General features: G+C 37.9%; 24 protein-coding genes and 2 other annotated features. Of the genes, 20 read left to right on the top strand and 4 right to left on the bottom strand.

Translation table 11 applies throughout. The annotated features are described in order from the left end of the window. Positions 1 to 326 precede the first annotated feature (326 nt). The gene (locus NST77_RS18505; protein WP_164463730.1) at positions 327 to 491 is read right to left on the bottom strand and encodes a hypothetical protein; all 165 of its coding nucleotides are present in this window, start codon (positions 489 to 491) and stop codon (positions 327 to 329) included. Positions 492 to 622: 131 nt separating this feature from the next. On the opposite strand from NST77_RS18505, the gene NST77_RS18500 reads away from it, so the two are divergent. Then, a complete protein-coding gene (locus NST77_RS18500; RefSeq protein ID WP_413230961.1) occupies positions 623 to 1672 on the top strand; it encodes an SDR family oxidoreductase in 1050 nt (349 codons plus the stop codon). A gap of 42 nt (positions 1673 to 1714) precedes the next feature. On the opposite strand, the gene tyrS is transcribed toward NST77_RS18500, so the two are convergent. Then, positions 1715 to 2962 (bottom strand): tyrosine--tRNA ligase, encoded by a 1248-nt coding sequence (gene tyrS, locus NST77_RS18495; RefSeq protein WP_163187394.1) that lies wholly within the window; start codon positions 2960 to 2962, stop codon positions 1715 to 1717. Positions 2963 to 3020: 58 nt separating this feature from the next. Further along, positions 3021 to 3258, bottom strand: a binding site (T-box leader). Between the two features lie 166 nt (positions 3259 to 3424). Next, positions 3425 to 3671: a binding site (T-box leader), on the top strand. Between the two features lie 86 nt (positions 3672 to 3757). Here tyrS and NST77_RS18490 point away from each other — a divergent pair. From NST77_RS18490 to NST77_RS18445, 10 genes are all read left to right on the top strand, one after another. Continuing rightward, the gene (locus NST77_RS18490; RefSeq protein WP_341123394.1) at positions 3758 to 4756 is read left to right on the top strand and encodes a tryptophan--tRNA ligase; all 999 of its coding nucleotides are present in this window, start codon (positions 3758 to 3760) and stop codon (positions 4754 to 4756) included. A gap of 233 nt (positions 4757 to 4989) precedes the next feature. Continuing rightward, positions 4990 to 5538, top strand: coding sequence for a DUF3231 family protein (locus tag NST77_RS18485; RefSeq protein ID WP_095329621.1), 549 nt, complete (start codon positions 4990 to 4992; stop codon positions 5536 to 5538). Between the two features lie 178 nt (positions 5539 to 5716). Beyond that, positions 5717 to 6091: a DUF2500 domain-containing protein gene (locus NST77_RS18480; RefSeq protein WP_095329622.1), complete on the top strand. Its 375-nt coding sequence runs from the start codon at positions 5717 to 5719 to the stop codon at positions 6089 to 6091. Continuing rightward, a complete protein-coding gene (locus NST77_RS18475) occupies positions 6088 to 6573 on the top strand; it encodes a GNAT family N-acetyltransferase (RefSeq protein WP_163187390.1) in 486 nt (161 codons plus the stop codon). The genes NST77_RS18480 and NST77_RS18475 overlap by 4 nt, the downstream gene beginning before the upstream one ends. A 119-nt stretch (positions 6574 to 6692) precedes the next feature. Further along, entirely contained in the window at positions 6693 to 7622 is a 930-nt protein-coding gene (locus NST77_RS18470) for an ABC transporter ATP-binding protein (RefSeq protein WP_123260312.1), read from the top strand. Next, positions 7597 to 8334, top strand: coding sequence for an ABC transporter permease (locus NST77_RS18465; RefSeq protein WP_341123393.1), 738 nt, complete (start codon positions 7597 to 7599; stop codon positions 8332 to 8334). The genes NST77_RS18470 and NST77_RS18465 overlap by 26 nt, the downstream gene beginning before the upstream one ends. Positions 8335 to 8342: 8 nt before the next feature. Further along, positions 8343 to 9476, top strand: a complete 1134-nt coding sequence (locus tag NST77_RS18460) for a sensor histidine kinase (protein WP_341123392.1) — start codon at positions 8343 to 8345, stop codon at positions 9474 to 9476. Beyond that, positions 9473 to 10075: a response regulator transcription factor gene (locus tag NST77_RS18455; protein ID WP_095329627.1), complete on the top strand. Its 603-nt coding sequence runs from the start codon at positions 9473 to 9475 to the stop codon at positions 10073 to 10075. The genes NST77_RS18460 and NST77_RS18455 overlap by 4 nt, the downstream gene beginning before the upstream one ends. A 381-nt stretch (positions 10076 to 10456) precedes the next feature. After that, positions 10457 to 11200 carry a hypothetical protein gene (locus NST77_RS18450; RefSeq protein ID WP_095329628.1) on the top strand — a complete coding sequence of 248 codons (744 nt, stop codon included), beginning with the start codon at positions 10457 to 10459 and terminating at the stop codon, positions 11198 to 11200. Between the two features lie 5 nt (positions 11201 to 11205). Then, complete coding sequence (locus NST77_RS18445) at positions 11206 to 12009, top strand: metallophosphoesterase (RefSeq protein WP_141231334.1); 804 nt, start codon at positions 11206 to 11208, stop codon at positions 12007 to 12009. Positions 12010 to 12053: 44 nt separating this feature from the next. Here the strand turns inward: NST77_RS18445 and NST77_RS18440 are convergent, their stop codons facing one another. Continuing rightward, positions 12054 to 12623, bottom strand: coding sequence for an HAD hydrolase-like protein (locus NST77_RS18440; RefSeq protein WP_095329629.1), 570 nt, complete (start codon positions 12621 to 12623; stop codon positions 12054 to 12056). Positions 12624 to 14018: 1395 nt separating this feature from the next. On the opposite strand from NST77_RS18440, the gene NST77_RS18435 reads away from it, so the two are divergent. From NST77_RS18435 to galU, 9 genes are all read left to right on the top strand, one after another. Beyond that, the gene (locus tag NST77_RS18435) at positions 14019 to 14756 is read left to right on the top strand and encodes a DUF2087 domain-containing protein (protein ID WP_341123391.1); all 738 of its coding nucleotides are present in this window, start codon (positions 14019 to 14021) and stop codon (positions 14754 to 14756) included. 25 nt (positions 14757 to 14781) lie between these two features. Further along, positions 14782 to 15138, top strand: coding sequence for a GIY-YIG nuclease family protein (locus tag NST77_RS18430; RefSeq protein WP_123258475.1), 357 nt, complete (start codon positions 14782 to 14784; stop codon positions 15136 to 15138). Between the two features lie 311 nt (positions 15139 to 15449). Continuing rightward, positions 15450 to 15962, top strand: a complete 513-nt coding sequence (locus NST77_RS18425; protein ID WP_171510151.1) for a GNAT family N-acetyltransferase — start codon at positions 15450 to 15452, stop codon at positions 15960 to 15962. 12 nt (positions 15963 to 15974) lie between these two features. Beyond that, positions 15975 to 16484 carry a DinB family protein gene (locus NST77_RS18420; protein ID WP_123258473.1) on the top strand — a complete coding sequence of 170 codons (510 nt, stop codon included), beginning with the start codon at positions 15975 to 15977 and terminating at the stop codon, positions 16482 to 16484. 105 nt (positions 16485 to 16589) lie between these two features. Continuing rightward, the gene (locus NST77_RS18415; protein WP_341123389.1) at positions 16590 to 18161 is read left to right on the top strand and encodes a Na+/H+ antiporter; all 1572 of its coding nucleotides are present in this window, start codon (positions 16590 to 16592) and stop codon (positions 18159 to 18161) included. A gap of 60 nt (positions 18162 to 18221) precedes the next feature. Beyond that, positions 18222 to 18617 carry a hypothetical protein gene (locus NST77_RS18410; protein WP_341123388.1) on the top strand — a complete coding sequence of 132 codons (396 nt, stop codon included), beginning with the start codon at positions 18222 to 18224 and terminating at the stop codon, positions 18615 to 18617. Between the two features lie 136 nt (positions 18618 to 18753). After that, positions 18754 to 20445, top strand: a complete 1692-nt coding sequence (locus tag NST77_RS18405; protein WP_171510150.1) for an ATP-binding protein — start codon at positions 18754 to 18756, stop codon at positions 20443 to 20445. A gap of 60 nt (positions 20446 to 20505) precedes the next feature. Beyond that, on the top strand, positions 20506 to 21060 hold the full coding sequence (locus NST77_RS18400) for a YdhK family protein (RefSeq protein ID WP_095329638.1): 555 nt from the start codon (positions 20506 to 20508) through the stop codon (positions 21058 to 21060). Positions 21061 to 21404: 344 nt separating this feature from the next. Next, on the top strand, positions 21405 to 22301 hold the full coding sequence (gene galU / locus NST77_RS18395) for a UTP--glucose-1-phosphate uridylyltransferase GalU (RefSeq protein ID WP_095329639.1): 897 nt from the start codon (positions 21405 to 21407) through the stop codon (positions 22299 to 22301). Positions 22302 to 22577: 276 nt separating this feature from the next. Here the strand turns inward: galU and NST77_RS18390 are convergent, their stop codons facing one another. After that, positions 22578 to 22817, bottom strand: coding sequence for a hypothetical protein (locus tag NST77_RS18390; protein ID WP_341123387.1), 240 nt, complete (start codon positions 22815 to 22817; stop codon positions 22578 to 22580). Between the last annotated feature and the right edge of the window lie 146 nt (positions 22818 to 22963).

The following is a 22963-nucleotide window of genomic DNA, read 5'->3' as shown; positions in this document are numbered from 1 at the left end:
TACGTCCTCATAAGAAGAGTAGAGATACCGGATGCATCTAATAGTGTATATTTGTCAATAAATCCCTATTGGCTCTAGCGTCGCGTCCACTTACTTACCAAATATTATAATTAATGGAATAGTTAGTTAAAATATGATTCAAAGAGTTTTCCTAAAAAAATATTGGACTAAAAAAATAACGCTGTAAACGTTGGTATATCAACTTTCCTCGAGGGAGTCTCACCCCCTCCACTCCAAGCAACGCATGAAAATGCATTTTTACTTCTCCAATATCTTTTTGTCGACAAGCTAAGAGGAATGGAAAAGATTCCATTCCTCTAATTTTCTCATATTTTTGGAAAATGTAATTCATAAACTGGCCTTTTAAAATATGGCGGTCTTAACGTTATTTTGGGCATTGTCCATTTATGGTTGATATAGGTCATATACACAGTTTCATTAGAATGCTTTTGTAGTAATAGTTTTACCTTTGGGTTAAATTCATATCTCATCTATACCCCTCCTTCATTTCTTCTTTTAATGTATTCATTTCCGACAAAAGAGAGTTAGTCCCAAAAAGATAATTAGGCACCAAATAATAAATGCCACATACGATATGTTACGACTATGAGGAGGGATCAGTATGTCTATTTATGTAAATGATCCGAGAGATCCGATGTACCAAGTGCCAAAAGCATATTATGAATTAGTAGAAACAAGAAATCATCAATCAGAGAAGCTTTTGGGATTAAAGGAAGTTCAAGAACTTTTTGCTGACAATAAACAGACAGACCCATATCCGCTTTATCCGAACTACGGAAGAATCACAAAGTATGAGGAAATACCGATTAATTTTCCTGAAAATAGACAGCTTCGTCAGCCGGGACTTGAAAGTTATATGGTTCCAAGGCCAATTATTGAAAATGACCACTACATAGGAAGTGGAAAGCTGAAAGGGAAAGTGGCTTTAATAACAGGAGGAGATAGTGGAATTGGTGCAGCCGTTGCCATTGCCTTTGCAAAGGAAGGGGCAGATGTAGCGATTGCCTATTTAGATGAGCATGAGGATGCGAATCGTACGAAAAAAAGAATTGAGGAGTTAGGGCAGCAATGTCTGTTATTACCAGGAGACTTGCGCAAGAAAAAACAGTGTATAGATATTGTAGAGAAAACAGTTAAGGTATTCGGAAAATTGGATATTCTTTGTAACCATGTCGGCATTCAATTTCAACAGGCGAGATTAACAGATATTACGGATGAACAATTTGATAATACATTTAAGGTTAATATTTATTCTCATTTTTATACGACAAGAGCAGCGCTTCCTCATTTAAAGCCGGGCAGCAGCATTATTAACACTGCTTCTGTTGTTGCATATGCTGGGGAACCTCTGTTAATTGACTATGTTGCCACAAAAGCAGCAAATGTCGGCTTCACTCGCGCTCTTGCCAGAAGTGTTATCAAAGATGGCATTCGAGTAAATGCAGTAGCGCCAGGACGAATTTGGACACCATTAATTCCGGCGAGCTTCTCCTCTGATCAAGTGGCTATCTTTGGTTCAGAGAATCCAATGCAAAGAGCGGCCCAACCATTTGAACTAGCACCAACCTTTGTATACTTAGCTTCCGATGATTCCCGATTTGTAACAGGGCAAGTTCTGCACGTAAATGGAGGCGAAGCAGTAAGCTCCTAAAGAGAGAATAGAAAAATGGGCTAGCAGCTAGCCCATTTTTTCTTATTCGCTAAGCAGTTTTACAAACTTTCTTTTTCCTACTTGAATAATCAAGTCCTTATTGATTGAAACTTCAAGGTCCATTTCTTCGACTTTCTCTCCATTGATGCGTACACCACCGTTTTGTATCATCCGTCTTGCTTCACTTTTCGAGGTTAATAGATGTAAGTCTACTAATAGCCGAACAAGCGATTCAGGATTTTTTCCAGTCCACTTAGCGGTTGGAATATCCTCTGGTAAGGAGCCTTTTTGAAAAACTGCAATAAATTGCTGTTCTGCTTTTTCGGCTGCTTCTTTGCCATGGTACATACGGACGATTGTTTTGGCTAGCAGCATTTTAGCATCCCGAGGGTGAAGAGTTCCTGTATGCAATTCTTTTTTTATTTGCGTGATTTCAGCAGGCTCCAGATCTGTAATAAGCTCAAAGTATTTGCTCATTAATGGATCAGGGATGGACATTGCTTTGCCGTACATTTCATTGGGATTCTCATCAATGCCAATGTAGTTATGCTTTGACTTAGACATTTTTTCTACCCCGTCTAATCCTTCTAATAGCGGCATTAATATAGCAATCTGCTTTTCTTTTCCAAACTTCTCTTGGTAGTGGCGGCCCATGAGAATGTTAAAATGCTGATCTGTCCCACCAAGCTCAATATCTGCCTCTAACATAACAGAATCATACCCTTGCATTAATGGGTAAAAAAATTCATGCAAGGAAATCGATTTTCCATATGCTAATCGCTCTTCAAAATCATCTCGTTCTAGTAAGCGGGCAACGGTTATTTTTCCAGCAAGTCCTATAACATCTTCGAAAGAAAGGGAAGAGAGCCATTTAGAGTTGTAATGAAGCTCAACCTTCTCCATGTCTAATACTTTTCCGAATTGCTCAAAATAAGTTTTCGCATTCTCCTTTACTTCTTCATCTGTCAGTTGTTTTCTAGCAGAAGATTTTCCAGTTGGATCACCGATTTTCCCAGTGAAATCGCCGATAATCAATTGAATAGTATGCCCATTTTCCTGGAATTGGCGTAATTTATTCAGTACAACAGTATGGCCAAGGTGAACATCTGGCGCAGATGGGTCAAGACCAAGCTTTACTTTTAATGGCGTATTGGTCACAAGGGATTTTGCAATTTTTTCTGCGAGTTCTTCTGTTGGAATGATGTCTTGCACGCCTTGGCGATAGACATCTAGCTGCCTCTTCATTTCTTTTTCTTGGTCGCTCGTTAACTGTTCAATAAATGGACTCATCTTTTTTCTCCTTTCGTTAAATTAAATGATTAATAAACAAAAAAACCACGCCCCTAAAAAAAGGGACGTGGTTGCTTGTAAGCACGTGGTACCACCCTAATTGAAGAATATAATTATTCCTATTCTTCCACTCATTATGGGTAACGGCTCATCCGTTCTTTGCTAATCGAATAAAATTCTTTCACAAAGAATGCTCCTGGAGGTAATTCGCGTCTATTTTTGTGTCAATTTGCACCGGCCATTGACTCTCTAAGAACAGGGAAATAGGCACTACTGATTCCAATCAAAGCATATATATTAAAAGATATAATTAGTAAAATTTAAAGTTAGCGCTAACTTGATAAAGATACTAACAGATAAAATTTGCAAATACAAGAGGTTATGTTGATTTTATGTTTAAAAATTTTTTCGTTTTGGATCTCTTGACCTTTTGAAATGTATATTTTACTATATATGTAATATTATTGAGCGATGAGGAAGAAGAGTAGGCAGTTGAAAGGTTTAAGAGAGCTGATGGTTGGTGCGAATCAGTACGGATTGATTGCTGAATGGGCTTCGGAGCTTCAAGGCTGAACCAATAGTAGGCTGCGCGGAACGTCTTACCGTTAAAAAAGACAAAGTATAAGAAACGGCTATGTTTCTGTACGGATAAGTGCGTTTATCGGATATAAACGAATGAAGGTGGCACCACGGGTTACTCGTCCTTTTTTAGGATGAGTAGCCCTTTTTGTGTTTTATCCGATGCTTATCGTCCCGCTGACGGAGGTTTCGCTTAAGAAAAGGGAGGATTATCAAATGGAGCAAATTGTCTTAACAGGTATTAAGCCAACAGGGCAGATTCATTTAGGAAACTATATAGGAGCGATTAAACCCGCTTTGAAGCTAGCAGAAAATAACAATTATCAAGCAGCTTATTTTATTGCGGATTACCATGGTTTAACAAAAATTCACGATCAGGAAGAATTTCGAACATTAACATATGGAGTAGCATCGACATGGTTAGCGCTTGGATTGGATCCTGAAAAAACAATCTTCTATCGTCAATCGAATGTGCCGGAAATTTTTGAATTGAGTTGGATATTATCTTGCTTTTCCCCAAAGGGATTGCTAAACCGAGCTCACGCCTATAAAGGGATAGTTGCTAGCAATAAACAAGCAGGGAAAGAGGTAGATGACGGGGTAAATATGGGATTATTTACGTACCCAATCTTGATGGCAGCTGATATTCTTGCTTTTCAAGCAAATATGGTACCAGTCGGAAAAGATCAAATTCAGCATGTGGAAATTGCTCGCGATATTGCGGATAGCTTTAATCACCAATATGGAGAGACATTTGTACTTCCAGAATATATTGTAGATGAAGAAACAAGCATTTTGCCTGGTTTAGACGGTCGAAAAATGAGCAAAAGCTACCATAACACAATTCCGCTTTTTGAAGAACCGGCAAAGCTACAAAAGCTCATTAATAAAATCAAAACTGACTCGCTTCCGCCAGAAGCTCCAAAGGATACAGAATCGTCTATTCTATTTACACTATATAAGGAATTTGCCAGTGTCGAAGAAATAGCGCAGATGCGTAAAAAGTACGAAAGCGGAATCGGATGGGGCGAAGTGAAAAAAGAATTATTTGCTGTGATGAATCGATTCTTAGAAGAACCAAGAAAGAAATATCAGGAGTTAATGGCAAATCCGGAAAAAATAGATCTTATTCTCCAAAAAGGAGCAGAAAAAGCTAGAGCGCGAACATTGCCATTTTTAGAAGAAGTAAGAAAGCGGATCGGCGTGCTGCGTTGAGTGGAGAGTCGCAAGTAAAAGAGCGGAAGTCGCAAGCAAAGTGGAGAAAGTCGCAAGAAAACTAGATAGACCCGCAAACAAAAGCATCAATAAGTTTTAGTGTGAACTTAACTGCTCGCTCATTTGTCAAAAAAGGAGATTCTTTTCACTTTTTGCTTGCCTTTCCATTTATTTTGAATAAACTGCCATCTAGTTGTAAACATTATAGGTAAAAAACACTAAGAGGTGTAGTAATGGCACATAAGATGGAAGCGCTTCTTGATTATATTAGGACAAGATTTGATTCAGAACCAAAACCTTTGCTTCATATTGGAGAGGCGATGGGCTGCTGGACATATCATGCTGCAATTGCGGATGAAATTCCCGTCCTTGAGATGGCACTTAATACAACGACAGATAATGTTTTAATTAAATTGGTTCATGAAGCAAAGGAATTAGCAACAGAGCAACGCAGAACTTTAGAGGAGTTTATGATTAAGGAAGGTGTTCCTCTCTCGAATTCTGCTGAGTCAAAGCCTAAGTCTGATCCGAATGCCGTTCCATTAGGAGCGAAATCTACTGATATGGAGATAGCCAATTTGCTGGCGGCAAAAGTGACAAGCAATATTGTTATGTGTTCCACTAATATCACGCAAAGTGTGCGAAGTGATGTGGGGTTAATGTGGATTCGTTTCCATACGGAGAAAAGCATTTTTGGGATGGAGCTGAAAACAAGAATGAGGGAGCATGGATGGATTAAGATGCCGCCGAGCTTCTATCCTCCAGGTGCACCACATCAGTAATTCACAAATACGAGTATATTAACAGAATCTAGTGCGGAGAGCACTAGATTTTTTTGTGAAAAAACATAACCTTTTAGGAAAACGATGACTACCTTTTGAAACCTTTTCCCATATAGCGGCGTAATAAGTACTATATTGAGAAAAAGAAAATAATCTTATCATAAAAGGAGATTGGTCTATGGAAGAATTTCTACTTGGTGGGGATATTATGTTTACAGTTGTACGCCTCTTTATTTTTCTTGTGTTTGCTATTATTTTATTTAATGTTTTAAAGGGAATCTTTCAGTGGGGCAAGAACAATCAGCAGCCACGTCTTACTTCTGCTGCGAAGGTAATAGGCAAGCGAACAAGTATTCACGGCGGAGGAAATACTCATGCATATAATCATTACTTTGCCACATTTGAATTTCCGAATGGAGATCGCACCGAATTTCAACTGAAAGACGAAGAATACGGCATGCTGGCTGAAGGGGACAGCGGGGAACTGCAATTTCAAGGAACAAGATATTTAGGATTTACGCGAAATAAAAGGACAGGAGAAAATAGCGGATGAATTACACTATCCAAAAGATGACAGAAGAGGTGGCCAGGGAAATCCTTAGCTGGACCTATCCTGCCCCCTATGATTTATATAATGGGGAGGTAACAGAGGAATCGTTACAAGAATTTGCAGAAAACCCTTATTATGCGATTGAACAGGAAGGGAATCTAGTCGGATTCTATTGCACAGGCTTTGTTGCTCAGGTTCCAATTGGATATCTGTTTCAAGCATATCCAGAAGGATACTTCGATATCGGCCTCGGTATGCGTCCTGACTTAACAGGACAGGGACGGGGCATGGGCTTTATGCAATTTATTATCGATTCCATAGAAACGAAGCAGCCGTTGCGCTTAACAGTTGCAGCCTTTAATAAACGAGCCAATGCCTTATATGAAAAATTTGGCTTTCGTAAAGTTTCTGCTTTTATGAATGCAAATGATGTAGAGTTTTTCGTAATGACAAGAGAAGAAGGAAACAAACCGTGTTCTGGTTAGTAACCAGAGCATTTTTTTATAAAAAAATGACATTTGTCATCTTAAATTCCTGACATCTGCGACTAAACCGCCCCTTATTTGCTCGCTATACTAAGGATAATAGCTTGGAGGTGGAGTAGTTGGAAACAATTGTAGAGTTAAGGCATGTAACGAAAGAGTTTCAGGGGAAGAAAGCAGTTCAAGATATATCCTTTTCAATAAAACGGGGAGAAATGGTGGCAATCTTAGGAGCGAATGGCGCAGGGAAAACGACAGCGATGCGGATGATGCTTGGCTTAATTAAGCCTACCCGAGGAACTATCTCTCTTTTTCACAAGAATCCTAGACAAAAGGAAGTATTAGAAAAGGTAGGTGGGATGCTGCAGGAAGTTAGTGTGATGGACAGCTTGAAGGTAAAGGAGCTAATCCAATTAGTTCAAAGCTATTATCAAAGTCCGCTAGCGTTATCAACTCTGTTGGAACTAACGGGGCTTCAAGAAGAAGTGTGGAATCAACGGACGGAAAAGCTTTCTGGCGGGCAGAAACGACGCTTGAATTTTGCGTTGGCACTGGCAGGAAATCCTGATTTGTTGTTTTTAGATGAACCAACCGTGGGCATGGACGTAACGTCAAGAGAACAGTTTTGGCAAAAAATCAAAGAATTGAATAGGCAAGGAAAGACAATCCTTTTTACAACCCATTACTTACAGGAGGCAGACGAAGTAGCGGAAAGAATTATTATGATTAATAAGGGGGAGGTAGTAGGCGACGGTACGCCAGAGCAATTGAAGGAAAAACTTACAAAACCAAGGGTAATGTTTCAGGAGAAATCTCCTTATAGTCTAAATTTCTACCGAGAATTGCCATATGTTGTGGATGTACAGAAAGAGAAGGAGAAAGTAACGCTGATTGCTACAAATTCGGATCAGCTTTTACAAGAACTTTTCGAAAGACAGTTGGATATTCAGCATATTGAAGTAAAGCTTGGTCGGTTAGAAGAAGTTTTCTCGCAGTTAATGGAAGATACGAAGGGGGTTAATGAGAATGAAATCTTTTTGGATGCAAAGTAAAGCGGAAATCGTCCGAACACTGCGGAATAAATATTATATCTTTTGGTCCTTACTTATTCCCGTCCTTTTTTATTTTTTATTTACCAATATTTTCACGGCACCACGAGATGATGAGGCGTTATGGAATGTACATTATTTAATGTCGATGACAACATTTAGTATTATGGGGTCTAGTATTATGACATTAGGAATCAAAATTGTGCAGGAAAAAGCAGAAGGGTGGACCATTTTCCTGCATATTACGCCTCTTTCCCAATTTGCTTACTTTGGGGCTAAGATGGTGGCACAAACAGTTATTCATTTATTTTCTATCTTGGTAATATTTACAGATGGAGTTCTTATTAATGGGGTACATCTTTCTTTTTCCCAGTGGATGTTTTGCGGAATCTGGATTCTCTTCGGTTCCCTCCCGTTTCTAGCGCTTGGAACCATTATCGGTAATATCAAAAAAGTGGAAACAGCTTCAGGAATCAGCAATCTATTATATATGTCTATGGCAATAACAGGAGGAATGTGGATGCCGATTGATGTGTTTCCATCCTTTATGCAGCAAGTGGCGAAATGGGTTCCTTCCTATCATTTCGCTAATGGAGCGTGGGAGATTATTAGAGATCAATATCCATCCTTTCTAAATTATCTGATGATTATCGGGTATCTTCTCCTATTTATGGTATTATCAATTTATATTGGAAAAAAACAAGAGGCGGTGTAAGGCGCAAAATGGATACCAAAAAGAGATTCGAGCTTTTTCCGAAAAGATATGGTTTTTTTCCTTATATCTTTTTAGTATACGTATTACTTCCGATTATTCAGGTAATGCAGGAGAAGGGGATAAAGCAATTGATTGGTATCCTGCTTGTACTTGTTTTCCTCCTGGCGTATCGACAATTATACTGTCATATGGAAGAGAGTATATTTAATTATTGGCTGGTTGTGCAAATCTTGATAGTCATGTTTTTTAGTATCTTCTATGATCCTAATCTATTATTTATGGGGTATTTTCCTGCTAACTTTATCGGATATTACTCAGGCAAAAAGTACTTCTATTACTTTTACAGCCTTTTCGCCATTTCTTTGGTTATTCCAATTATTTTTAGTTGGAAGGGTGTCAATCCTCAGTCTCTCTTTTTCTTAGTGCCGTTCTTTATCATTATGCTGATTTCTCCTTTTGGAATCCGCTCGATGAACCGACGGATGGATTTAGAAAGACAATTAGATATAGCGAATGAGCAAATTAGCCATCTTGTCAAAAGAGAAGAACGAATGAGAATTGCTCGAGATTTGCATGATACGCTCGGCCATACCTTATCCCTGCTGACATTAAAAAGCCAGCTTGTCGCAAAAATGGTACCGGCTCAACCAGATAGTGCTATACAGGAAGCAAAGGAAATGGAAAGCATATCACGCTCGGCATTAAAGCAAGTTCGCGAGCTTGTGTCTGATATGCGCGCCATAACCATTCGTGAAGCAATAGTAGAGATACAGACAGCTATACAGGCAGCAGAGATAGAAAGCGAACTAACAATCGAACTAGAAGATGAAAAGGTCCCGCTTTTAACCCAGAATATTATTAGTCTCTGCTTAAAAGAAGCAGTAACAAATATAATCAGGCACAGTGCGGCGACCATCAGTAAAGTATTGATTCAACAACGTTTAGGCGAGATAGAGCTTATCGTGCAGGATAACGGGAAAGGGGTGAAGGCGGAGGAAACGCAAGGGAATGGATTAAAGGGAATGCGTGAAAGACTGGAATTGGTTGACGGAAAATGGAGTATGACATCTGATTCGGGAACCACTATTCACATCATTGTCCCCATTATTCAAAAGGAAGGAAGAGAGGAGGAGATATTGTGATACGAATTATCATCTCTGAAGATCAGCGCATGCTAAGAGGAGCATTAGGAACCTTGCTTAATTTTGAAGAGGATATGGAGGTCGTGGGACAAGCAGAAAATGGCGAACAGGCATTAGAGCTTATAAAAAAATATAATCCAGATGTCTGCCTATTAGATATTGAAATGCCTATTAAAAGCGGCCTGGATGTCGCAGAGGAATTACAGCGGCAGAAATCCCCCTGTAAAGTGATTATTTTAACGACATTTGCGCGACCAGGATATTTTGAAAGAGCGCTAAATGCCAATGTTCATGGCTATTTATTAAAGGATGGTCCTAGCGAGGAATTAGCAGAAGCTATTCGCAAAATCATGAACGGCAAAAGAGAGTTCGCCTCTGAACTGATTTTTGGCAGTATAGGAAAGGAAAACCCATTGTCAAAGCGCGAAAGAGAAATATTAGTACTGATTGAAGAAGGGAAATCGGTAAAGGAGCTTGCGGCAATGCTTTATTTATCTTCTGGAACGATTCGCAATTATATCTCAGAAGCAATCAGCAAATTAGGGGCAAAAAACCGAATGGAGGCCATTGCCGAGGCGAAGCGGAATGGTTGGTTATAACATGCCCTCCTCCTCCTCACAGCTTATAAAAGCTAAATCCCCCACAGCATAATAAATTTTCGAATCCCAATAGGATAACTTAAAGAGAGCTGCTTGACCGTCAAAATAGAAAATAAGGAGATAGCAATCTTCATGTTACTTCCTGAAAAATATATAGATAAGGATATCTACTCGTGATTATTTGAGACGGAAAAGAATAAGATGATAAAAGCATATAAAATCAATAATTGATTTTATCGCATGCCTAAAGGCTAGGATAACCATCTCAGCAAAACCGACTGATGGAAGTTTTCCTTAACTTATGCTTATTTTCCAAAATTTTAACAATTTATTTTCTTATTTTGATAGAATATGAGTAACTATCCTTTAGGAGGAACAAATATGGTAGATAGTCAGAATTTTAGAAGGGGAATGGGATATGCCTTCATAAAACTAGCAGGAGCTGGTTTTGCGGCAACACTCTTTTTTTCTTATATTTTTCTATCAAGTTTCGATTTATATTTATTTTCACATGAAATTGAAAATCCATACTTTTGGATAGGCTTTTTTGGCTTTGGAATTCTTATTTCGATCGTAATAGATTGGGTATCTAACTATTTTCCAAAGCTAGAATTATTATTATATATTGTGGTTGGAGTCTGTCTTTTTTTGCCGATTATGTGGAATGTTCTACCTATCCTTGCTATCGTTTCTGGTTTTAGCGCGATTTTATTCTATATAGGGATTAAAATAGCCGCAAAAGTAAGTTGGTTTAAGTGGATATTTGCTTGTACACCTATTCTCTTTCTTTTGTTAACAATCCCAGACTTCACGGTGAAAAAAGAATGGAATACAGTAAGAGGCGAACAGTCCTACGAAGCCTATTTTGCTTATTTTAACGGGGAGGATGAGGTTCCGATTAAAGCGAAAAAAGGGGAAAGGGTTACCGTTCACATTGATTTTACCAATCGCAATGGCGGTGGCTTCGGGTATTATTTGATAGATGAAAAAAATCGAAGAATTGGCATAAGTAATGAAGAGAAAAAAGTTTTAACCTTTGATGCAAAAAAAACAGAAACCTATAAGCTTATTGTGACCGGAGATGGATTACAAGGTGGATTTGAGGTGAACTGGGAGAAAGAGTGAATATAGTGAAAAAAAGAGTGTTGCTTCTTGCTATTTTAATAGGCATATGTATATTTTTTTCATACTACCAGAATAATCATTTATCGACCTCGAGCTTTACTCTCTCGTCTCCCAAAATAACAAAGCCGATAAAAATAGTGCAGTTATCGGACCTACATAGCAAGCAATTTGGAAAAGAGCAACAGCGTTTAATACAGCAAGTAAAAAAGCTAAAACCAGACCTGATCGTTTTTACGGGAGACCTTGTGGATTCAAAAAAATACGATGAACAAAAAAGTATGACTTTAATGGAAAGGCTTGTTAAGCTAGCGCCAACGTATTATGTAACAGGTAATCATGAATACTGGTCAGGGGAATTTCCGTCGTTAGAAGCGAATTTAAAGCATGCAGGTGTATTTGTGTTAAGAAATGAACAGACTCTTGTAGAGGTTGGAGGAGAAACGATTAATATTATGGGTGTAGATGATCCAACCTTTTTATCTAGAGAGGATGAGCTAGTTGAAATAATAGGTGGATTGAAGGATGAAGAACATTTCAATTTATTGCTTTCCCATCGACCAGAGCTTTTTTCTCTCTATGAAAAAATAGATTTAGTTTTAACAGGTCATGCCCATGGTGGTCAAGTAAGATTGCCCTTTATCGGTGGAGTCGTCGCACCAGATCAAGGCTTCATGCCAGAATACACAGCTGGTATGTATAAAAAAGCAGACACAGCAATGATTGTGAATAGGGGCTTAGGAAATAGCATCATTCCCCAGCGGATTTTTAATCGCCCTGAAATCATCGAAGTAGTGTTGGAAAAAGAGTAAAGAGCATTCCGTGATGGAAGGAATGCTCTTTGTTATCTTTATCATTACGCCTTCATTGGGTATACTTTGAAAAAATCAGCAAAGTTTGAAAGTTGAAAGTCAGCAAATTCACATTGATTTTGAAATATACAAGTTTGTATGCCTAATTCCCTAGCCGGAATCAAATCTAGTTCTCTATCACCAATAGCTAAGTCAATAGAATACTTCGTGTGCAAATAGTGATAGGCATCAACCGCAGGCTTCCGCGGAAAACCATTCTCCAATGTTACTATTTCAGCAAAATAAAGCTCCCACCCATAGTGCCGAAGAAAATGGACAACACCATTATAGCTTTTATGCGTCATAATTACATTTGTTTTCGCAGCTTTCAAAATCTCTTCTACCCCTGTAAAAGGTTTTACCTCATCCGCAGCAATTCCTTTATTCATAAGCTTAATCTCACTTCGCTGCTGGTCTGATATGTTGAAATATTCCATCGCATGAGAAAAAGATACTTTTAGCTCTTTATAGATAAGAGCTTTGTCCACCTTTTCACCTAATACCTTATAAATAATATTTGTATAAGCAGGATACGTATCAAATAACGTACCATCAAAATCCCAAAGAATATTCATCCATATATCCTCCAATAAAAGCTGTTTCTTTCATGGTAGTACACTTGTTTGGGAATGTCCATTCAGAGATTGATAGATGGAGAGCTAAGATGAAAGAGGGCTGGGAAGAGAAAAAAGGTGTTCATAACGTTGATGAAAACCAAAAAGGAGAGCAGGGAAGAGAAAGATGGCGTTCATAGCGCAGATGAAAGCCAAAAAGGAGAGCAGGGAAGAGAAAGATGGTGTTCATAACGTTGATGAAAACCAAAAAGGAGAGCAGGGAAGAGAAAAAAGGTGTTCATAGCGCAGATGAAAACCAAAAAGGAGAGCAGGGAAGAGAAAGATGGTGTTCATAGCGCAGATGAAAACCAAAAAGGAGAGCAGGGAAGAGAAAGATGGTGTTCATAGCGCAGATGAAAGCCAAAAAGGAGATCAGGGAAGAGAAAGATGGTGTTCATAGCGCAGATGAAAACCAAAAAGGAGAGAAGGGAAGAGAAAAAAGGTGTTCATAACGTTGATGAAAGCCAAAAAGGAGAGCAGGGAAGAGAAAGATGGTGTTCATAGCGCAGATGAAAACCAAAAAATAGAGTTGGGAAGAAAAAAGAGGCGTTCATAGCGCAGATGAAAGCCAAAAAGGAGAGCAGGGAAGAGAAAGATGGCGTTCATAGCGCAGATGAAAGCCAAAAAGGAGAGCAGGGAAGAGAAAAAAGGTGTTCATAGCGCAGATGAAAACCAAAAAGGAGAGCAGGGAAGAGAAAGATGGTGTTCATAGCGCAGATGAAAGCCAAAAAGGAGATCAGGGAAGAGAAAGATGGTGTTCATAGCGCAGATGAAAACCAAAAAGGAGAGAAGGGAAGAGAAAAAAGGTGTTCATAACGTTGATGAAAGCCAAAAAGGAGAGCAGGGAAGAGAAAGATGGTGTTCATAGCGCAGATGAAAACCAAAAAATAGAGTTGGGAAGAAAAAAGAGGCGTTCATAGCGCAGATGAAAGCCAAAAAGGAGAGCAGGGAAGAGAAAGATGGCGTTCATAGCGCAGATGAAAGCCAAAAAGGAGAGCAGGGAAGAGAAAAAAGGTGTTCATAGCGCAGATGAAAACCAAAAAGGAGAGCAGGGAAGAGAAAGATGGTGTTCATAGCGCAGATGAAAACCAAAAAGGAGAGCAGGGAAGAGAAAGATGGCGTTCATAGCGCAGATGAAAACCAAAAAATAGAATAGAGAAGAAAAATAGCTTGCATAACCTAACTCCAATAGAAGCTGAAAAAGAAAGAAACCCCAAAAGCCTCAAAGCACGCCAAAGATCCATCAACAAAAAACTCCTAAGACTATTGACGATTATCCAAAGAAAGTTTAATATTTAACTAACGTAAATAATAATTGTTTGTAAAATAACAAACGAATTAATGGAGTGTTTATAAATGAATGTTTCATCTTATTTTCAAAATGCAACGATTGATGAATTAAAAAAAGGTTATATAGAGAATTCAGATTCGTATCTTTGTCTTTTATGTGGGGAGGAGATCGAGAAAGGGGTTATCTACCCGGAAGGCGGCAGATTATATGAAGCGGAAAAGTACATGAAGCGTCATATCGAGGATGTCCATCAATCAGTTTTTCATTATTTACTAAGCTTAGATAAAAAGCTGACAGGGTTAACGGAGCATCAGACAAAATTGCTGGAGCTGTTTTATCAGGGAAAAAGGGATGAAGAAGTGAAAGAGGAGTTGAAAATCGGCAGTGCTTCAACCATTCGGCATCATCGTTTTGCTCTTAAGGAAAAAGAAAGGCAGGCGAAAAATTTTCTGGCAATAATGGAGCTGCTGAAGGAAAAGGACCATCATGCGCCAAGCTTTGTCCCTGTTCATCCTACTGCTGTAATGGTTGACGACAGATATAATATCACGGAAGAAGAGCAGGAAAAGATAGTAGCCAAATATTTCAATAATGGTATATTAAGTAAATTTCCAATCAAACAAAAGCAGAAATTAGGGGTGCTTCGGGAAATAGCGAAGTATTTAGATGCGCAAGAAAGCTACACGGAGAAGCAATTGAATCAACATTTAAAAACAATTTACGATGACTATGTTCTTATTAGAAGATATTTAATCGAATACGGATTTCTTGACCGTAAAGCAGATGGAAGTCTTTACTGGTAAAAAAATAAGAGAAAGGTGAATCACAATGGATCGAAAAAAAGAGTTGAAAATGCAATATAAAGAAATTCCAGTTGAAGCCGGTATTTATACAATCACTAATAAGAAGAATGGGAAAGTCTGTGTCGTTAGTACAAGAAATTTCAAAACCATTAATGGCGTAAAATTTTCCTTGGAAAATGGCGGATATGCAAATAAAAAACTGGTGGACGAATGGAAGCAATATGGAAAAGAGGCATTTTCCTTTGAGATAGTAGAAGTATTAAAGCCAAGGAAAGATGATCCTTATTACAATGAAAAGGAAGAGCTGACTAAGTTGGAAGAAAAGTGGCTGGAGAAATTACAGCCGTTTGGAGATAGTGGCTATAATAGCAGGAAAGAGTAAGGGATGTCTTTAATAGACATCTCAGTTTGTCGATAAAAAGGTATTGGTGAAGTAGAATTGCATTTTTATCGTTGCTTGGAGCGGAAAGTAACCCCTTGATTCAAAGAGGTTAATAAATATTTTTTTAGTTAAACTTCTATTTCCAAAATACAGGAGTTTGTCTACAGTCTGGGATGTCTTTAATAGGACATCTTTTTTCATTAGATAAGGTAGATAATACTTTCATTTTTCGCCCCAAATTGGTATCTTACTTAATAAGATTATAAAATTAGATGGAATTTTTCAAATTATAGAAAAAAGGGGATATGGCGATGATCCGTGAGATGAAGGAAACAGATTTAGAAGAGGTTTTGGAAATATATAATGATGCTATTTTACATACAACGGCTGTATATGATTATCGTGCACATTCCTTAGAAGACAGAAAAGCATGGTATAACCAGAAACTGGAGGGCGGATATCCTCTTTTTGTTTTCGAGGAGGCTGGGAGGGTGCTTGGTTTTGCAACATATGGACCATTTCGCGCATGGCCTGCTTATAAATATTCGATTGAGCATTCGGTGTATGTTCATAAAGAAGCAAGAAAGAAAGGAATTGGCACACACTTATTAAAAGCGCTAATCGAGCGAGCGGAAGAAGAGGGATATGCAACCCTTATTGCAGGAATTGACAGTACGAATAAAGGAAGTATTTTTATTCATGAGAAATTAGGATTTACGTATTCAGGCACGATCAAAAAAGCCGGCTATAAATTTGAGAAATGGTTAGATTTAGCTTTTTATCAGCTAGAATTAACAGGACCTAAATCTCCAGTAGAAGAATAAGGGGGAGTCAGCATGATAAGACCAGCAATTTGCGATTATCCAGAACATTATCGGGGGTATGTAGGCTTAGTTCCAGAGGGAGATATTATTGCAATAATTAATGCTCAAATAGAAGAAACAGTTGCTTATATAAAGAAAAACGAAGACCGAAGAGATTTTCGCTATGCAGAGGGAAAGTGGTCGCTCATCGAAGTAATTGGTCATATGATCGATACGGAGAGAATTCAGGCATATCGCTTAATGCGGATTGCTCGAGGAGATAAAACACCATTAGCCGGCTATGATGATGAAGGCTATGTGGAGAATGCCCGCTTTTCGACAAGAACAATAGAGGACCTATTAGAAGAATTGGTGGCAGTCCGCAAATCTACGGTAAGCTTGTTGAGAGGTCTTTCAGAAGATACTTGGGAAAACAGGGGTTTTGCTAATAATGGAGAATTTACTGTCCTGGCTCTTGCTTATATTATCGCCGGTCATGAGCTTCATCATTTGAAACTGATAAAGGAAAGATATATGGTTTAATTATGGATTGAGGTTCCTGTTGGGAATCTCTTTTTAATCTCATTCCAACATAATCTACATAAAAAGGAGAAAAACTAGCATAAGAATCTGCAAGGAGCCAACAAGATGGAGTTATTAATAACAATTATTTTATTATTATTTTGTTTACTGATTTCAAATATTGTCAGTCATTATCTTCCCTCTATCCCAACTGCCTTAACGCAAATTGCCTTTGGAGTAGTGATGGCACTTCTCTTCTCCGACTTTGAGCTTGAACTAGAGGCAGAGTGGTTTTTGCTTTTGTTCGTTGCCCCCTTGCTCTATAACGATGGTAGGCATTTTCCAAGAGAAGAGCTATGGAAGATGCGCACTTCTATTTTAGGCAATGCCATCATTTTAGTATTGCTTACAACTATCGTTGGCGGCTATTTTGTTCATTGGCTTATTCCCAGTATCCCGCTCGCAGCAGCTTTTGCTTTAGCGGCAATTTTATCCCCGACAGATCCAGTAGCTGTCAATGGGATTGCGAAACGTATTCATATTCCGGCAAGTGTGCTCAACCTTGTAAGAGGAGAATCGCTGATTAATGATGCTTCAGGACTAGTGGCATTTAATTACGCAGTTGCTGCTGTTGTCACAGGATATTTCTCGATTACAGAGGCATTGACTGATTTCACGTATACCTTTTTTATAGGAGCTGTAGCAGGACTTGTTTTAAGTCTCCTTATCATCATCATCCGCTTTATTTTACGAAAACAGGGAATTCAGGATGTTACATTTCACTCCTTGTTACAGGTGCTGACACCGTTTCTAATTTTTATTATAGCGGAGGAAATGCTCCATGCTTCTGGGGTGATTGCTGTTGTAGTAGGTGGAATTATTCACTCCTTAGTCAGTGAACGAACAGAAACGATGCTTGCGGAGGAACAGGTATTAACGGAAAATATTTGGTCTATCGTTATCTTTATTCTTAACGGAATAGTCTTCTTATTACTCGGATTGAATATCCCATCTTCTATTGTGGATACAGTGGAAGATCCTTCTTTAAGTAACTGGTTAATTATCGGATATGTTATGTTAATTGGAATGGTTATTCTTGGTATTCGCTTTTTCTGGTCTTATTTATTTTCCATTTATGAATATAAAATGAACAAGAAGAGAGAAATTGAAAAGCCGAGTATTAAACATACTTTACTTGTCAGTCTAACAGGAGTCCGCGGGGCGGTAACAATGGCAGGGGTGCTGTCTATCCCCTTTGTCATCCATACTGGTCAAGGATTTCCTGAGCGTTCCTTAATTCTTTTTCTAGCTGCAGGTGTTATCATGTTCACTTTACTTGCAGCTACGATATTTTTGCCATTTCTTAGTAAAAGTAGTGGAGAGACAGAAATAAATGATGAAGATCTAGTAATTAGGGCAAAGAAAAAAATTATGCTTTCTACTATTGATAAGCTCTATTTAGAAATGAATGAAGAAAATACAGCGGCTGCTTATGAACTAATTGATGAGTATAAACGACGCATTAAGCAATTAAATTATCAAGTGGCAAGAACAGAAGAGGAAGAGAATAATTATTCAGCCTTGGTTGAAATTAGATTGCGCGCCTTAAAAGAAGAACGTAACTATGTACACCAGTTAGTAAAAAAGGAAAAAATTTCAGAAGAAGTGTTTGCGATTTTTGAAAAATCATTGGATTAATGCGAAGAAATTCTATGTACCAATGTGCAGACTGGGACGAGATTTCTGTTTGGAAAGGCCATGAGAGGCTGGAAACGTTTTGTTCGGAAGCACCGCGGCAATAAATCCGATCGAAGAGAACAAATTCGTATCAGCAAAGAAGTTCTATTAAATTCGATGAAATCTGCTCTTTTCTATTTAGAACAATGGAAAGAGACAGCGGAACATAAACAGCAGGTGGAATCCGTTATTTTAGAATACCGACGGATGGTCGATCGCTGGGAAAAACCAACTGCATCATTTAATGAAAGGCTGCAGGAACAAATAGAAGAATTGCGTCTAGGTATCGTGGATCAGCAACGTGCAGCCATACAGAAGATGTATGAAAAAGGAGAAGTGAATCGAGAACAGGCGAAAGAACTTCGTAGATTTGTTCATTATATTGAGAGTGTAACATTGTATGAATATGAAGAATAGATGGAGAGAGAGTTCCTTCCTGCATAGTAAGGAACTCTCTCTTTTTGAAAAAATAATAAAATCATCCAAATAGTCGGAAATTTACATGCTATAATAAAAGGATATTAAACTTTATAAAGAAAGTTGGGGGTTTTTAATGGCTGTATATACTCCTCAGACAAGGTTTCATCCAGAGGTTGCTCTTACAAATCTCTCTGATATGACAAGTGGCGCCCATATCTTGTACTTAATGAACGATGAAGATAAATACATAACTAATGCGGCGTCCTTCTTAAAAACCGGTCTGCTTTTGGAGCAAATAGTAATTTTTGTCGATCAGAAGAAAATATGGCCACTAATAATAAAAAAGTTGGAAGCGAACGGATTACATACTAAGCTAATTGATAAAATAAACTTTATTAATAGTGAAGATGTTTATTTTAAAAACGGAGAGCTATGTTTGGAGAATATGTTGGAGGCAAGCAAAGACTTGGTGGATCCTACCCTTTTTTTCAATAAAGAAATTACCATCCGTTATTGGGGGAAAATAATACCAAGAGTCTTAAGTGAAAAAAGTAACATAGACAAATTACTTCAATATGAGGATGAAGTGGATGAGTACATAAGGAATTATCATAATTATACGGTATGTGTTTATGACGGGATGGAGTTATCAGCAAGCAATTATATACGCTTAAAAAAATACCATCCATATGTGATGACAGATACGGAATTTACATTATCCAGTGTTTATGAAAAAGAAATCTTACCTCCATCCCCCGTGCGAAATGGTAAATATGAAGAGACAATTGCTAATTTACAATTAGCACAAACCTACTATTCCCGGCTAGTAGAGGACATGCTAGACGCGGTATTTATTACTTCCAACAATATTATTATGTATGTAAATAAAGCAGCTGCAAAGTTACTAGATGCAGAAGATCTTGTCGGAAAGTCAGCTTATGAGATTATGGAGCCAGATTTTCTAGAAAACTATTTAGATAAAAATAGAAATATATGGAAAGAAGAAATTTCGACTCCGTATGAAATGCAGCTGATTACCTCAAAAGGAAAAAAGGTAGAGGTAGAAGTTTTAGCTTATCCGTTTCTTTTTGAAGATTTAAGTTCCACCATTATTATCATTGCTCGAGATATAAGTGTCAGAAAAGAGAATCAGCAGCTTCAGATAAAAAATGAAAAACTTGGAATAGCAGGACAACTAGCAGCAAGTATTGCCCATGAAATTAGAAATCCTCTCACGGCTATTAAAGGTTTTTTAAAGCTGGCATACCAAGGTGCGATGAAATTAGATGATATTTATCCAATCCTTGATCTTGAAATCAATCGAATCGAAACAATCGCAAGCGAGCTAATGTTCTTAGGAAAGCCAGCCAGATCAGAGATTAAAGAAACAAATATTGGGAAAATTCTTCTCGATGTCTATACATTGATGCAATCACAAGCCAATTTAGATAATGTTGTCATTAATTTAGATACATATGGAGATCATTTAATTACATTATGCAATGTGGATCAGATGAAACAAGTTTTTATCAATTTGGTCAAAAATGCGATTGAAGCAATGGATAATGGCGGCACCATAAATATGGAAGCAAAGCTTGATGGAAAATGGGTAGTTGTTACTATTAATGATAATGGGAAAGGAATACCAGATGAAGTAAAGAATAAGCTGGGGGAACCCTTTTATACAACAAAAGAAAAAGGAACCGGGCTAGGGCTAGTAATCTGCTATAACATTATCGCAGAACATAAGGGCAAAATAGATTTTGTCTCAGAAGATGGAATGGGTACCACATTCACAATCCAATTACCTCTCGCTAATAAATAGACGTATGTTTAAAATAACCTCTAAAGTGAAAGAATTCATAATAATAGAGGAGGTAATGAAATGAAAAGAAGGCATTTTTACATGGCGGCGATTTTTGCCGTACTGTTACTATTTTACGGTTGTTCATCTGGTGAAAAAAATAGCGATGGTGAAAATCAATCTACGCAAACTCAGCATGAACATAAAGAAACAGGATCTTCAGATATTCCCGATGACCTAGAGCCAGCATCAGATCCAACTTATAAAGAAGGTAGTCAAGTCATCTTAAAGGCAGATCATATGGAAGGAATGGACGGAGCAGAAGCGACGGTATTAAATGCATTTAACACGATTGCGTATGAAGTGACTTACACTCCGACAACAGGTGGAAAACCAGTCAAGCATCATAAATGGGTTATCCAAGAGGAAATAAAGGATGCTGGAAATGAAATGCTTGAAAAAGGGACAGAGGTTACCTTAGAAGCAGATCATATGGAAGGGATGAAAGGTGCAAAAGCAACGATTGAATCCGCTGAGAACACAACCGTATATATGGTAGATTATCAACCGACAACAGGTGGCGAAAGGGTAACAAACCACAAGTGGGTCACCGAAGAAGAAGTATATCCGGAATAATATTAGAAGAAAAGGGTTGTCATCACAACTCTTTTTTTGTATGCTGAAATAATAAGTTTTCTGAAAATTATAGATGTAATTAATGCTTTTTAGGGATAATTTGACAAAATATTGTAAAAAGTGATAAGTTATTAAAAAATACATATACAACTATTCTCAAAGAAAAGCCAAAGTGATATAATAGTTGTACGTTATAAAGAACGAAGTGGTAGGATGATAGGATTTTATACAGAACATCTTTGTGTTTTTTACTAATAATTTACAAAGAAGAAATTCGTATTTGAATTCCTTTTTAGCAAAAAAATGGTATAATCAAAAGTGAATTGCCTAAAGGAGGAAATAAGTTGAAAAAAGTAAGAAAAGCGATCATTCCAGCCGCTGGTCTAGGTACTAGATTTTTGCCAGCAACGAAAGCGATGCCGAAAGAAATGTTACCAATTGTCGATAAACCTACTATTCAATATATCGTAGAAGAAGCAATTGCTTCTGGTATTGAAGATATTATTATCGTTACAGGTAAAGGAAAAAGAGCGATTGAAGATCACTTCGATTACGCACATGAATTAGAACAGAATCTTCGTGATAAAGAGAAATTTGAATTGCTTGAGAAAGTTCAATATTCTTCAAATCTTGCAGATATTCATTATATTAGACAAAAAGAGCCAAAAGGCTTAGGACATGCTGTATGGTGTGCAAAAAGCTTTATTGGCGATGAGCCATTTGCTGTTTTACTTGGTGACGACATCGTTCAGAGCGATACACCATGCTTAAAACAATTAATTGACCAATACGAAGAAACACATGCTTCTGTTATCGGCGTTCAAACAGTGCCAGATAATGAAACACACCGTTACGGAATTGTCGATCCAGGCGAGAGCGAAGGAAGAAGATACCAGGTGAATAATTTCATTGAAAAACCAGCTCCTGGAACAGCACCTTCTAACCTAGCAATCATGGGTCGCTATGTGCTAACGCCAGAAATCTTCATGTACTTGGAAAATCAAAAAACAGGTGCAGGCGGAGAAATCCAATTAACAGATGCCATCCAACAATTAAACCAAATTCAACGTGTTTTTGCTTATGATTTCGAAGGAGATCGTTATGATGTTGGTGAAACATTAGGATTCGTAAAAACAACATTAGAATTTGCTTTACAACGCGATGAAATGCGAGAAGAAATTATTGAATATATGAAAACAGTACTGGATAAAGCTGATCTAGATAAAATCAAAGTATTGTAATAAGAGAACGCCTTTTGGATGTAGATAATCTGCATGTGAGAGGCGTTTTTATTTGGAATTTGTGGTGTGAGTGAGAGGGGGTTGGTAGTTGCTGGTGGTTTGGCTGATAAGTACTGAGGTTTGGCTGATAAATCTGAAGTTTGGCTGATAAGTACTGAGGTTTGGCTGATAAGTACTGAGGTTTGGCTGATAAGTACTGAGGTTTGGCTGATAAATCTGAAGTTTGGCTGATAAGTACTGAAGTTTGGCTGATAAATCTGAAGAATGGCTGATAAGTTATGAAGTTTGGCTGATAAATCTGAGGTTTGGCTGATAAATCTGAGGTTTGGCTGATAAATCTGAGGTTTGGCTGATAAATCTGAAGAATGGCTGATAAGTACTGAGGTTTGGCTGATAAGTGCTGAAGAATGGCTGATATCCTAAAATCTCTTCGTTTAATTTTGCTCTTGTCTCAGTGTTTCTAGCCAATAATTCCAAATCTCCGCCAAAATTAGAAGGATTACCACAAAACGGCACTCAAATCGACTCCACATTCAATCACCACTGCAAATTCCCTTCCTTCATTTAACATTCTACTCGCACCACGCCTTCCAAACTAAAAAAAGCTTTATCACTTGTCCTCAATAACAAGTAATAAAGCTATTTCCAAAAGCAAAGTTTCT

Source organism: Niallia sp. FSL W8-0177 (genome assembly GCF_038006285.1).
Lineage (GTDB): Bacteria > Bacillota > Bacilli > Bacillales > Cytobacillaceae > Niallia > Niallia circulans_A.
This window is presented reverse-complemented; position numbering and strand designations above follow the sequence as displayed.